Annotated in this window: 11 protein-coding genes and 1 pseudogene; 7 read left to right on the top strand and 5 right to left on the bottom strand. The window is 71.6% G+C overall.

Translation table 11 applies throughout. The annotated features are described in order from the left end of the window. Positions 1-284 precede the first annotated feature (284 nt). Positions 285-1904, top strand: a complete 1620-nt coding sequence (locus tag ACIRF9_RS03095) for a CDP-alcohol phosphatidyltransferase (protein ID WP_403815381.1) — start codon at positions 285-287, stop codon at positions 1902-1904. 15 nt (positions 1905-1919) lie between these two features. On the opposite strand, the gene dusB is transcribed toward ACIRF9_RS03095, so the two are convergent. Continuing rightward, positions 1920-3098, bottom strand: a complete 1179-nt coding sequence (gene dusB / locus ACIRF9_RS03090; RefSeq protein WP_403815378.1) for a tRNA dihydrouridine synthase DusB — start codon at positions 3096-3098, stop codon at positions 1920-1922. Between the two features lie 65 nt (positions 3099-3163). Between dusB and ACIRF9_RS03085 the strand changes: the two genes are divergently transcribed. The 3 genes from ACIRF9_RS03085 to ACIRF9_RS03075 all read left to right on the top strand — a co-directional run bounded on the left by ACIRF9_RS03085 (position 3164) and on the right by ACIRF9_RS03075 (position 5730). Beyond that, complete coding sequence (locus ACIRF9_RS03085; protein ID WP_403815375.1) at positions 3164-4609, top strand: MFS transporter; 1446 nt, start codon at positions 3164-3166, stop codon at positions 4607-4609. Between the two features lie 78 nt (positions 4610-4687). Further along, complete coding sequence (locus ACIRF9_RS03080; protein WP_403815372.1) at positions 4688-5263, top strand: RNA polymerase sigma factor; 576 nt, start codon at positions 4688-4690, stop codon at positions 5261-5263. Continuing rightward, positions 5260-5730, top strand: coding sequence for a hypothetical protein (locus tag ACIRF9_RS03075; RefSeq protein WP_403815369.1), 471 nt, complete (start codon positions 5260-5262; stop codon positions 5728-5730). The genes ACIRF9_RS03080 and ACIRF9_RS03075 overlap by 4 nt, the downstream gene beginning before the upstream one ends. On the opposite strand, the gene ACIRF9_RS03070 is transcribed toward ACIRF9_RS03075, so the two are convergent. Further along, entirely contained in the window at positions 5708-6583 is an 876-nt protein-coding gene (locus ACIRF9_RS03070) for a helix-turn-helix transcriptional regulator (RefSeq protein WP_403815367.1), read from the bottom strand. The genes ACIRF9_RS03075 and ACIRF9_RS03070 overlap by 23 nt on opposite strands. Before the next feature lie 101 nt (positions 6584-6684). On the opposite strand from ACIRF9_RS03070, the gene ACIRF9_RS03065 reads away from it, so the two are divergent. The 3 genes and pseudogenes from ACIRF9_RS03065 to ACIRF9_RS03055 all read left to right on the top strand — a co-directional run bounded on the left by ACIRF9_RS03065 (position 6685) and on the right by ACIRF9_RS03055 (position 9681). Next, entirely contained in the window at positions 6685-8139 is a 1455-nt protein-coding gene (locus ACIRF9_RS03065) for an MFS transporter (RefSeq protein WP_403815364.1), read from the top strand. Positions 8140-8259: 120 nt separating this feature from the next. Continuing rightward, on the top strand, positions 8260-8478 hold the full coding sequence (locus ACIRF9_RS03060) for a hypothetical protein (RefSeq protein WP_403815361.1): 219 nt from the start codon (positions 8260-8262) through the stop codon (positions 8476-8478). 67 nt (positions 8479-8545) lie between these two features. Continuing rightward, positions 8546-9681: pseudogene (locus ACIRF9_RS03055) on the top strand (serine hydrolase domain-containing protein). On the opposite strand, the gene ACIRF9_RS03050 reads toward ACIRF9_RS03055, so the two are convergent. The 3 genes from ACIRF9_RS03050 to ACIRF9_RS03040 form a co-directional block, all read right to left on the bottom strand. Further along, complete coding sequence (locus ACIRF9_RS03050) at positions 9678-10580, bottom strand: UTP--glucose-1-phosphate uridylyltransferase (RefSeq protein ID WP_403815358.1); 903 nt, start codon at positions 10578-10580, stop codon at positions 9678-9680. The pseudogene ACIRF9_RS03055 and the gene ACIRF9_RS03050 overlap by 4 nt on opposite strands. A 105-nt stretch (positions 10581-10685) precedes the next feature. Next, entirely contained in the window at positions 10686-11291 is a 606-nt protein-coding gene (locus tag ACIRF9_RS03045; RefSeq protein ID WP_403815355.1) for a TetR family transcriptional regulator, read from the bottom strand. Between the two features lie 26 nt (positions 11292-11317). Beyond that, the gene (locus ACIRF9_RS03040; RefSeq protein WP_403815352.1) at positions 11318-12331 is read right to left on the bottom strand and encodes an aldo/keto reductase; all 1014 of its coding nucleotides are present in this window, start codon (positions 12329-12331) and stop codon (positions 11318-11320) included. Positions 12332-12378: the final 47 nt, after the last annotated feature.

The following is a 12378-nucleotide window of genomic DNA, read 5'->3' as shown; positions in this document are numbered from 1 at the left end:
CGGCGACCGCCGAGGAACCCGTGGACGCGAACGAACCGGCGACCGCCGAGGATGCCGCGGCCGAGCCCGCTGAGGGCTCCGCGTCCTCGGCCGCGTCGGCCCCCGACGACGAAGCCCCCTCAGAGCGGCCCGCCGCCGATTCCCCCGACCCCGATTCCCCCGACCCCGGCTCCGCCGACACCGACCCCGACTCCACCGACGCCGACTCCACCGGACACCCCTCCCTCAAGGCCCGTATCGCCTATATACGGAACTGGCGCACCCGGCACCCCGGGGCCGCCCGGGTGGTGTGGTGGACGGCGACCGTCCTCTCCCTCGTGCTCGTGCTCGGCGCGCTGCTGCTGCCGAACCGGCTGGCCGCGCTGCAGATGAACCGGTTCGTCCGGCTGCCGGGTGAGGCGATCATCGGGGCGGCGGTGCTGCTGGCGCTGCCGCGCCGTCCGCGCACCGCGCTGGCGGCGCTCGGCGGGGCGGTCCTCGGCGCGCTGACCGTGCTGAACCTGCTCGACATGGGCTTCCTGGAGTACCTGGGCCGGGACTTCAACCTGGTCCTGGACTGGGGCCTGCTCGACGACGCGCAGTCGTACCTCGCCGACACCATGGGGAGGACCGCCGCCCTCGCCGCCGCGATCGGCGTCGTCCTGCTCGTCGTCCTCGTGCTGACCGTGATGGCGCTGGCGACGGTCCGGCTGAGCAACCTGCTGGTGCGCGACACCCGGCGGGCCACCCGGGGCACCCTGATCGCGGGCACCGCCTGGATCACCTGCTCGGTGCTCGGTCTGCAGTACGCCGGGATCCCGGTGGCCTCCGAGCGGGTGACGAACCGGCTGGAGTCCGAGGCCCGGCAGGTGCGGGCGACGATCCGGGACGAGGCCGCGTTCGGCAAGGAGGCCCGCAGCGACACCTTCGGCAACACCCCGGCCGACCAGCTCGTGCCCGATCTGCGCGGCAAGGACATGATCTTCACCTTCATCGAGAGCTACGGCCGCAGCGCCATCGAGGACCCGGTCATGGCGCCCGGCGTCGACGCGACCCTCGAGGCCCGCACCGAGGCCCTCGCGAAGGCCGGCTTCCACGCCAAGAGCGGCTGGCTGACCTCGGCGACGTACGGCGGCAGCAGCTGGCTCGGCCACTCCACCACCCTGTCCGGCCTGTGGGTCGACAACCAGCAGCGCTACCGCACGGTGATGGCCAGCGACCACCTCTCCCTCACCAAGGCGTTCCAGAAGACGGGCGCCTGGGACACCGTCGGTGTCATGCCGGGTGTGCAGAAGGGCTGGCCGGAGGCGAAGTTCTACGGCCTCGACAAGGTCTACAACGCCTTCCAGATGGGGTACCAGGGACCGAAGTTCAGCTGGTCGACCATGCCCGACCAGTACGCGCTGGAGGCGTTCCAGAAGCTGGAGCACAGCAAGAAGCGCGACAAGCCGCTGATGTCGGAGATCATCCTGACCTCCAGCCACCAGCCCTGGGCACCGATCCCGGAGATGGTCGGCTGGGACGAGCTCGGCGACGGCTCGGTCTTCAAGGGCATCGAGGAGGCCGGCAAGAAGGCGTCCGACATCATCGCCGACTCCACCAAGTCCAAGGAGGAGTACGGCAAGTCGATCCAGTACTCGGTGACCGCGCTCACCGAGTGGCTGGAGCGCTACGGCACCGACGACACCGTCCTGGTCTTCCTCGGCGACCACCAGCCCATCTCACGGGTCAGCGGCCAGAACGCCAGCCGGGACGTGCCGATCTCGATCGTCGCCAAGGACCCGAAGGTCCTCGACAAGATCGCGAGCTGGAACTGGACCGACGGGCTCCAGCCCGCCCACAACGCCCCGGTGTGGAAGATGAGTTCGTTCCGCGACCGCTTCCTGACGGCGTACGGGTCCACCCCGCACCCGAAGAACGGCTGACCGTCGTACGGCGGTTCAGCCGCCGGAGGTGTCCAGCTCCGCGTCCTCGCCCACGCCCGCGCAGTCGTACGGGTCCTTCAGCCAGCCGTCCGGCAGCACCACCCGGTTGTTGCCGGACGTACGGCCGCGGGGCCCGTCGGCACCGGAGGGCCAGGCCTGGTCGAGGTCCAACTCGTCCAGCCCGGACCGGAGTTCCTCCAGCGAAGAGGTGATGGCGAGCCGCTTGCGCATCTCGGAGCCGACCGCGAAGCCCTTGAGGTACCAGGCGACGTGCTTGCGGAAGTCGATGACACCGCGCGACTCGTCGCCGATCCACTCGCCGAGGAGCGTGGCGTGGCGGACCATGACGTCGGCGACCTCGCGCAGGGACGGCCGCGCGCCGTGTCCATCAGCGCCTCCGGCGCGGGCCGCCGTACGCCCTTCGAAGGCGGCCACCAGGTCCGCGAACAGCCAGGGCCGCCCGAGGCACCCGCGCCCCACGACCACTCCGTCGCAGCCGGTCTCCCGCACCATCCGCAGCGCGTCCTCGGCCGACCAGATGTCGCCGTTGCCGAGCACGGGGATCTCCGGGACGTGCTCCTTGAGGCGGGCGATGGCGTCCCAGTCGGCGGTGCCGCCGTAGTGCTGGGCGGCGGTACGGCCGTGCAGCGCGATGGCGGTGACGCCCTCCTCGACGGCGATCCGGCCGGCGTCGAGGTAGGTGATGTGGTCGTCGTCGATGCCCTTGCGCATCTTCATCGTCACCGGGAGGTCGCCGGCGCCGCTGACGGCCTCGCGCAGGATGGCGCGGAGCAGGTTGCGCTTGTACGGCAGCGCCGACCCGCCGCCCTTCCTCGTCACCTTCGGGACCGGGCAGCCGAAGTTCAGGTCGATGTGGTCGGCGAGGTCCTCCTCCGCGATCATGCGGACGGCCTTGCCGACGGTCGCCGGGTCGACGCCGTACAGCTGAATGGACCGGGGCTTCTCACTCTCGTCGAAGTGGATCAGCTGCATGGTCTTCTCGTTGCGCTCGACCAGCGCCCGGGTGGTGATCATCTCGCTCACGAACAGGCCCTTGCCGCCACTGAACTCCCGACACAGGGTGCGGAAGGGCGCGTTGGTGATGCCGGCCATGGGGGCCAGCACGACGGGCGGCTGGACGGCGTGCGGGCCGATCTTCAGGGTCGTGTCGTTCGGGGGCGCGGTCGTGGGCATCCACCCATTCTCACGTACGGCGTGGCGTGCGAGCCATATTCATTAGTTAGGCGTACTATTAACGCATGCCCGAGCTCAGCCCCCGCCGACGCCTGCTGGTCCTCGCGATCTGCTGCATGAGCCTGCTGATCGTGAGCCTCGACAACACCGTCCTCAATGTCGCACTGCCCTCGATGGAGCGCGACCTGGGCGCCTCCACCGCCGGCCTGCAGTGGACGATCGACGCCTACACACTGGTGCTGGCCACGCTGCTGATGCTGGCGGGCTCCACGGCCGACCGGATCGGCCGCAAGAAGGTCTTCCTGGCGGGCCTGGTGGTGTTCTCCCTGGGCTCGCTGCTCTGCTCCCTCGCCCCCAGCCTGGAACTGCTGATCGCGGCCCGGATGGTGCAGGCGGTCGGCGGTTCGATGCTGAACCCGGTCGCCATGTCGATCATCACCAACACCTTCACCGACCCGCGGGAGCGCGCCCGGGCGATCGGCGTGTGGGGAGCGGTCGTGGGCATCTCCATGGCGGCCGGCCCGCTGCTGGGCGGTCTGCTGGTGGAGTCGGTGGGCTGGCGCGCGATCTTCTGGGTGAACCTGCCGGTGGGCCTCGCCGCCCTCCTCCTCACCCTCCGTTACGTCCCCGAGTCCCGCGCCCCGAAGGCCCGCCGTCCCGACCCGGTCGGCCAGTTGCTGGTCATCGCGCTCTTCGGCTCCCTGACGTACGCGATCATCGAGGCGCCCGGCGCGGGCCTCGCGACCAGCGGCCCCTTCGCGGCACTGGCCCTCGCCGCACTGACCGGGCTTCTGATCTACGAGCCGCGCCGCACCGAACCTCTCATCGACCTGCGGTTCTTCCGCTCGGCGCCGTTCAGCGGGGCGACGGTGGTGGCGGTGAGCGCGTTCGCCGCGCTGGGCGGCTTCCTGTTCCTGTCCACCCTCTACCTTCAGAACGTACGGGGTCTGGACGCGCTGCACGCGGGCCTGTGGATGCTGCCGATGGCGCTGCCGACGTTCCTGTGCGCGCCGCTGTCCGGCCGCCTGGTCGGCACGCGCGGCCCACGCCTGCCGCTGGTGATCGCGGGCCTGGCGATGACGACGAGCGCGCTGCTGTTCGCGGCCTTCGACGCGGAGACCTCCGACGCGACGCTGCTCCTCGGGTACGCGCTGTTCGGCGTCGGCTTCGGCTTCGTGAACGCGCCGATCACCAACACGGCGGTGTCCGGGATGCCCCGCAGCCAGGCCGGAGTGGCCGCCGCGGTCGCCTCCACCAGCCGCCAGCTGGGCCAGACCCTCGGTGTCGCGGTGGTCGGCGCGGTGCTGGCGGCGGGCGTGAGCACGACGTCGTACCGCGAGACGTTCGTCTCCGCCGCCGTCCCCGGCTGGTGGATCCTCACCGCCTGCGGCCTGCTGGTCCTCGCCCTCGGCACCCTGACGACCGGCCCCTGGGCCCGCCGCACGGCGGAGCGCACGGCACAGCGCCTGGAGGCGAAGGAGATCCGCGAGGCGGCGGGCGTCAGCGCCTGAGCGGTGCTCGCGGTGCCTCCGTAACGCTTTGCGGGCGCCGTTCCAAGAACAGGTGCAGCCGAGGAGAAGGAGGCGCCTGTGGACGGCGGGGAGCGGATACCCCTGTTAGCGGAGTTCGAGGAGTTCTACCGGCGCCATGTGGACGCGGTGACACGGTTCGTGGCGCGGCGGGTGGACGATCCGCACACCGCGGCCGATCTGACCGCCGAGATCTTTCTGGCAGTGCTGGACTCGGCCCACACCTACCGTCCGGGCCTCGGGAGTGAGACGGCCTGGCTGTACGGCATCGCGCGCAACGTCGTGTCCTCGGAGCGGCGGCGGGCCGCGCGGGAGGCGGAGCGGGACCGGCGGTTCTCCGGGCGGCGGCTGCTGGAGCCCGACGACATCGTCCGGCTGGAGGACAAGCTCGACGCGGAGAGCCCGGGCCGGCGCCTGCTGGCCGCGCTCGCGCGGCTGCCCGAGGGGGAACGGGCGGTGATCGAGCTGGTCGCGGTGGACCAGCTCACGGTCACCGAGGCGGCGGCCGCGCTCGGCATCCGCCAGGTCACGGCCCGGGTCAGGCTGCACCGGGCCCGCAAGGCCCTGCGGGCGGAGGCGGAGGAACCGGTGGCACCGGAGACGTCGGTGCTGTACGTCGTCAGGGGAGAGGCATGAGCGCGCGGGAGACGTTCGAGGACCGGCTGTTGACGGAGCTGAAGCGGGAGATCGAGGCGCGAGGGGAGACGTCCACCGTTCCCGTACGGCGGCGGCTGCTCACCCCGCGCCGGGTGGTCGTCGCCCTCACCGCCTGCGCCGTGGTGGCGCTCGCCCCCGTGCTGATGCCCGGGTCAACGGGTGCGCCCGCGGCGTACGCGGTGGAGCGGCACGGAGACGGCAGTGTCACGCTCACGCTCAAGCAGCGCGTCGTGGACCGGTACGAGCTGGCGAAAGCACTGAGCAAGGACGACATCGAGGTGGTGGAGTGGGGTTCGAAGGTCGCCTTCCGCTCCTGCACGGACAAGCCCGGGCGGGTCTCACTCGTCGCCGTGGACAAGGAGGGCCGTTCCACCACCGTCACCAGCTGGAAGGTGCCGGTCGTCCTGCACCCCGGCGACAAGGTCACCCTGTGCCTGCCCCGCTGAACATCATGTGCAGCTTCTCCAGCCGCTCCCGGGTCTCCTCGTCCTCAGGGGTGTACGTCACCAGGCGGGCCCCGTGCTCCGGGCCCAGCCACAGGTCGGTGTGGCAGACGGTGAGGCGGCCGACGTAGGGGTTGCGGAACTCCTTGGTCTTGGTGCGGTTGGCGACGACCTCGTAGCGCTCCCAGTTCTCGCGGAACTCCGGGGACTCCGTCTGGAGCCGTTTGACCAGCATCTTCCAGGCCGGCTCGGAGAGATGGCCGGCCATGGAGGCGCGGAGCTTGGCCGCCATGAGGCGCATGGTCTCGTCGAGGTGGACGATCGCGGACCGCCAGTCGGGGTTCGTGTGGGCGAGGAGTATGGAGTTGCGGTCCTCGGGCGGGATGGCGTCGAGGTCGCAGAACAGGCGGGCGTAGGTGCGGTTGTAGGCCAGGATGTCGTAGCGGCTGTTCTGGACGCAGGCGGGCAGCGGATCGAGCTGGTCCAGAGTCATCCGCACGGAGTCGCTGACGCCCTCGCAGTGCGCGGCGGGCGTCGGATCGACGGCGCCGCCCAACTGGAAGAGATGGGCGCGTTCGCTCTTGTCGAGCATCAGCGTGCGGGCGAGGGCGTCGAGGACCTGGACGGAGACATGGATGTCCCGGGCCTGTTCCAACCAGGTGTACCAGGTGACCCCGACGGCCGAGAGATGGGCGACCTCCTCGCGGCGCAGCCCGGGCGTACGGCGGCGGGCCCCGCGCGGCAGGCCCACCTGCTCCGGGGTGATCCGCTCGCGGCGGCTGCGCAGGAAGGCGGCGAGTTCATGGCGGCGGATCTCGGAAGTGGCCACCGCCGGCTCCTGTGCCATCGTCGTCATTCCTCAAGGGTGCAACCGCCCGGACCCTGTTGCCAGGTACTCCTTCTACCAGGATAAGAAGACTCTGGTACCCGTCTGGGAGGCGGCGCAGGCTCGGTTGCGTGACCCAGACAACCGAGACAACCCAGAACACCGCCACCGCCGCCCCACCGGGCGCCCACGGCCCGGCGGCCGTCCGTGCCCTAGGCTCCCTCGGACTGTTCACCGTCCTGCTCGGCGCGGCACTGCCCCTCATCGACTTCTTCATCGTCAACGTCGCCCTGCCCACCATCGGCCGGGACCTCGCGGCGAGCGAGTCCGTCCTCGAACTCGTCGTCGCCGGCTACGGGGTCGCGTACGCCGTTCTCCTCGTCCTCGGCGGCCGGCTCGGCGACCTCTTCGGCCGGCGCCGGCTGTTCCTCGGCGGCATGGCCGCCTTCGGCCTGACCTCACTGGCCTGCGGGCTCGCGCCCGAGGCGTGGTCGCTGGTCGCGGCGCGGGTCGCGCAGGGCGCCTCGGCGGCCGCCATGGTCCCGCAGGTGCTCGCCACCATCCAGTCGTCCACGCAGGGGCCGCGCCGCGCCCGGGCGATGAGCCTCTACGGCGCCACGGCCGGACTGTCCATGGTGGCGGGCCAGATCCTGGGAGGCGTCCTCGTCGCGGCGGACATCGCGGGCACCGGCTGGCGGTCGGTGTTCCTGGTGAACGTCCCGGTCGTCGTCCTGGGTCTGGTGCTGGCCGTCCGTACGGTCCCCGAGACCCGCTCCCAGCACCCCGAGCCGGTGGACGTCCCCGGCACCCTCCTGCTGGCGACCGCCCTGCTGACGCTGCTGGCCCCGCTCACGGAGGGCAGGGCGGCGGGCTGGCCGCTCTGGACGTGGCTGTCCCTCGCCGCGTTCCCGCTGGTGGCGGCGGCGTTCTACGTCGTCGAACGCCGGGCCGACCGACGCGGCCGTACGCCGCTCGTACCGCCGAGCCTGTTCGCGCTCACGACGCTGCGGCGCGGTCTGACGATCATGGCGCCCCTCGCGATCGGCTTCAGCGGCTTCATGTTCGTGGTGGCGGTGGCGCTGCAGGGCGGGGCGGGCCTGGGTCCGGTCCGGGCCGGACTGACCCTCGCCCCCATGGCCCTGGCGTTCTTCCTCGCCTCGCTCGCCGGTCCCCGGCTGGTGGCCCGCTACGGCTCGCGGGTGGTGACGGCGGGGGCGGTGCTGCAGGGCATCGGCGTGCTGCTGATCCTGCTGACGGTGCACGCGGGCTGGCCGCACGTCGGCTTCCTGGAACTGCTGCCGGGCACGGCGGTCGCGGGCGCCGGGCAGGCGTTCCAACTGCCGGTCGTCATGCGGCTGGTGATGTCCGAGGTGCCGCCGGCCCGGGCGGGTGTCGGCGGTGGGGTGATGGTGACCACCCAACAGGCCTCCCTGGCCCTGGGAGTCGCCACCCTCGGCACCCTCTTCCTCTCCCTGGTCCCGGGGATGGGCATGCGGGACGCCCTGGTGACGACGCTGGCCGTGCAGGTGGCGGGCGTGGTGGCGACGGGCCTGCTGAGCCTGCGGCTGCCCCGCAGGATCGGGTGACGGCGGGGACGGCAGGGAACGGCTTGGTCAACGTACGCGCGGACACCCCCTGTTGATGTTGCTCGTGCTGCACACTCCTTCCTGGCCGAGGTTTGCCCGGACAGCGACGCTGGAGACGTCATGCCGCAGATCGATCAGAGCAAGGTGAGCCGCTGGGACCAGCACGGACGCGAGCACGTCGTGCGGGTGCGGCGGACGGGAGTGCAGCGCACGATCAGCTGCGACACCTGCGGCTGGCGTCAGGGCGCCCAGTTCCTGCCCTGGCTGAAGGCGGCCGAGCATCTGGCCGAGGCCCATCAGGCGACGGTGGATCCGTCGGAGGGGGTGCGGGAGCGATGAGTTCCGGGCGCGCGGGGAGTCGTAGCAGTCGAGAGTGACGACTGGTACGCACCGGAAGGCCCACGCCATGAGCACGCTGCACTCCACCCTGCGACGGTACGTCGACGACGGGACGGTTCCGGGAGCGCTGGGCCTGGTGGCCCGCGGGGACGAGGTGGAGGTGGTGACCGTCGGCTCGCTCGACGCCGACCGCTCCGCCCCGATGGCCCGGGACTCCCTGTTCCGGATCGCCTCCATCACCAAGCCGCTGACCGCCGCGGCGCTGCTGATGCTGGTGGAGGAGGGCGTGGTGGGCCTGGACTCCCCGGTGTCCGCATGGCTGCCGGAACTCTCGGATCCGGTCGTGGTCCGTACGCCGTCCAGTCCCGTGTCGGACGTGGTCCCCGCGTCCCGCCCGATCACGGTCGAGGACCTGCTGACCTCCCGCCCCGGCTGGGGCTTCCCCTCGGACTTCGCCCTTCCGGCGGTCCGGTCCCTGTTCACCGTGCAGAAGGACGGCCGTGCCCCGCAGGCGTATCCCGACCCCGACACCTGGCTGGCGGACCTCGCCCGCGTACCGCTCCTGTACCAGCCGGGCGAGGCATGGCTGTACGGCACGGCGTCCGACCTCCAGGGCATCCTGATCGCACGGGCGTCGGGCCGCTCCCTCCCCGACTTCCTGTCGGAGCGCCTGTTCGAACCACTCGGCATGAAGGACACGGCCTTCGAGGTTCCGGAGGAGAAACGGGACCGCTTCACGACCGCCTACCGTCCCTCCGACGCGGGAGCACTGGAGCCGGCGGACTCCCCGGACGGCCAGTGGAGCCGTCTCCCGGCGTTCCCCTCGGGCGGCGGAGGCCTGGTCTCGACGGCCGCGACTGGCTGGCCTTCGCCCGCCTGCTCCTCGGCGGAGGCGGCGGCCTCCTCTCCCCCACCTCGGTGAGCCGCATGACGAGCAATCACCTGAGCGCGGCACAACGGGAACTGGGAGCGCTGTTCCTGGAGGGCCAGGGCTGGGGCTACGGCGGCCAGGTCGACGTCACTCCCGTGGACCCGTGGAACGTGCCCGGCCGCTACGGCTGGGTCGGCGGCACGGGCACCACGGCCCACATCGTCCCGGCCACGGGGACGGTCACGATCCTGCTGACGCAGGTGGCGATGGAGAACCCGACGCCGACCCCGCTGATGCGGGAGTTCTGGCGGTGTACGGCGACTGCTCTCTAGGAGGCGGAGTCGTCGAGGTCGCTGACCAGCCCCCGCAGCACCGGCCCGTACTCGGGGTGGGCCAGGGCGTGGGCCATCTGGGCGACGAGGTAGTCGGCGGGGTTGCCGGTGTCGTACCAGCGGCCCTGGATGACCTGGCCGTAGACGGCGCGGGTGGCGGCGTAGGCGTTGATGGCGTCGGTCAGGTAGATCTCGCCGGTGCGGTGCTCGTACCAGCGGCGGGTCTGCTCGCGCAGTTCGTCGACGATGCCGGGGGTGATGACATAGCCGCCGATGGCGGCGTAGGAGGAGGGCGCGGTGGCGGGGTCGGGCTTCTCGACCAGGCCCGTGATGCGGAGGGTGCCGCCGCCGAGGTCCTCCTTGACGATGGGGACGCCGTAGCGCTGGGAGTCGGCCGGGTCCATCGGCATGAGGGCGAGGACGGGGCAGCCGGTCTGCTCGTAGGCGCGGATCAGCTGCTGGGCGCGGGGGACCTCCGCCACGAACACGTCGTCGGGCCAGAGCACCAGCACGGGCTCGTCGCCGAAGGAGCGGGCCGCGTTGAGGACGGGGGTGCCGTTGCCGTACGGGCCGCGCTGGTCGAGGTAGGTGATGTGCCCCTTGCGGGCCAGCTCGGCGATCTCCTCGACCGCGTCCGCGTAGGCCGGCTTGCCGTCGGCGCGCAGCTGGTCGACGAGGGCGGGGTTGGGGCGGAAGTGGTCCTGGATGAGGGACTTGCCGCCGGAGACGACGATGGTGATGTCGGTGATGCCGGAGTCCACCAGCTCGCGCACGGTGTGCTCGATCACCGGCTTGTCGCCGACCGGGAGCATCTCCTTCGGGGTCGCCTTGGTGAGCGGCAGCAGACGGGAGCCGAGTCCGGCGGCAGGAATCACGGCCCTGCGGATCGTCGGGGGCATGGGGGTCTCTCCCGGTTGTGTGTCGGTGCTCGGTTCTGTCTCGTTTGTCTCGCCCTGGGGCGCCGAACACTCTAGCCCGCCGGGAAACGTCCCTGCTCAGCGGGGTCAGTCCGCGCTCCGGCCCGCTCTCAGCCCCCTGAGCAGCAGCTCCACCAAGGCCGCGAAGTCCGCGTCCGCCTCCGGGTCTCGCCACACCTCGACGTAGCCGGGGTCGTGGAAGCGGCCGGTGGCGTGGAAGACGGCGCGGGCCTCGGCCGCCGGGTCCCGGACGGCGAAGTCACCGGAGGCGACCCCCGCCTCGATGATCGCGGTGAGCTGTCCGGTCAGGTCGTCGATGTGCTCGCCGACCACCTCGCCGGTCTCCTTGGACAGGGCCATGTACGTGGCGAACAGCTCCGGATCGTCGCCCGCCTTGCGCCGCTTGGCCTCGAAGAGGGCGGCGAGCCAGTCGTACAGCCGGGTCCCGGGGTCGCGGTCGGTGTCGGCGGCGATCACGGCGAGCTCCCCCGAGGTCCGGTCCAGCCACCGCTTGCTGACCGCCGCGCGCAGCGCCGCCTTCGTACGGAAGTGGCGGTAGACGCTGCCGTGACTGACGCCGAGCGCGCGGGCCACGTCCACCACGGTGGCCTTGGCCGGTCCGTGGCGGCGCAGCACCTCCTCGGTCGCTGCGAGGATGCGCTCGGCGGTCAACGTCTCGGTGGTCGCTCCCATGCCCTAGACGGTACCCGGCACCACGATCACTGCTCCGTGCCGAGATGCGGCATCTGCTGGGCCGGGTAGCGGGTGCCGGCCGCCGCGTCCGCCGGCACGGCCTCCTCGATCGCCGCCAGGTCCGTCGCGTCGAGTACGACGTCCAGGGCGCCCAGCGACTCGGTCAGCCGCTCCCGGGTGCGGGCGCCGACCAGCGGCACGATGTCCTCGCCCCGCGAGAGGACCCAGGCGGTCGCGATCTGGGCGACCGTCGCCCCCTTCCCGTCGGCGATCTTGCGCAGCGCGTCGACGAGGTCGAGGTTGTGGTCGAGGTTGTCGCCCTGGAAGCGGGGCGAGACGGAGCGGTAGTCGTCGGCGCCGAACCGGCTGGCGCGGGTCACATGGCCGGAGATCAGGCCCCGCGAGAGCACCCCGTACGCCGTGACGGCGATGCCCAGCTCGCGCATGGCCGGCAGGATCTCCCGCTCGATGTCACGGGTGATGATCGCGTACTCCAGCTGTACGTCGGCGATGGGCGCGGTGGCGGCGGCCCGCCGGATGTTGGCCGCGCTCGCCTCGCTGAGCCCGATGTGCCGGACGTACCCCTTGTCGACGAGTTCCGCGATCGCGCCGACCGTCTCCTCGATCGGCACGTCCGGGTCGACACGGGCGATGCGGTAGACGTCGATGTGGTCGACGCCGAGGCGCTGGAGGGAGTAGGCGGCGAAGTTCTTCACGGCGGCGGGCCGGCCGTCGTTGCCGCTCCAGCCGCCGCCCGGGTCGCGCAGGGCACCGAACTTCACACTGACCAGGGCCTGTTCGCGACGGGCCGCGGGGGCGGTGCGCAGGGCTTCGCCGACCAGCAGTTCGTTGTGCCCCATGGCGTAGAAGTCGCCGGTGTCGAGCAGGGTCACGCCCGCCTCCAGGGCGGCGTGGATGGTGGCGATCGCCTCGGTGCGGTCGGCGTCGCCGTACACGGCGGAGGACATGCCCATGCAGCCGAGGCCGAGGGCGGAGACCTGGGGGCCGGTGCTGCCGAGGGTGCGCGTGGGAATCGTCATGCCCTTCACCCTGGCACGACAGCTGACAGATTTCAATATCTGTCAGT

Origin of the sequence: Streptomyces sp. NPDC096132, from assembly GCF_044763345.1 — a bacterium.
Lineage (GTDB): Bacteria > Actinomycetota > Actinomycetes > Streptomycetales > Streptomycetaceae > Streptomyces.
The sequence above is the reverse complement of the archived record's forward strand: the minus strand, read 5'-3'. Positions and strand labels throughout refer to the sequence as shown.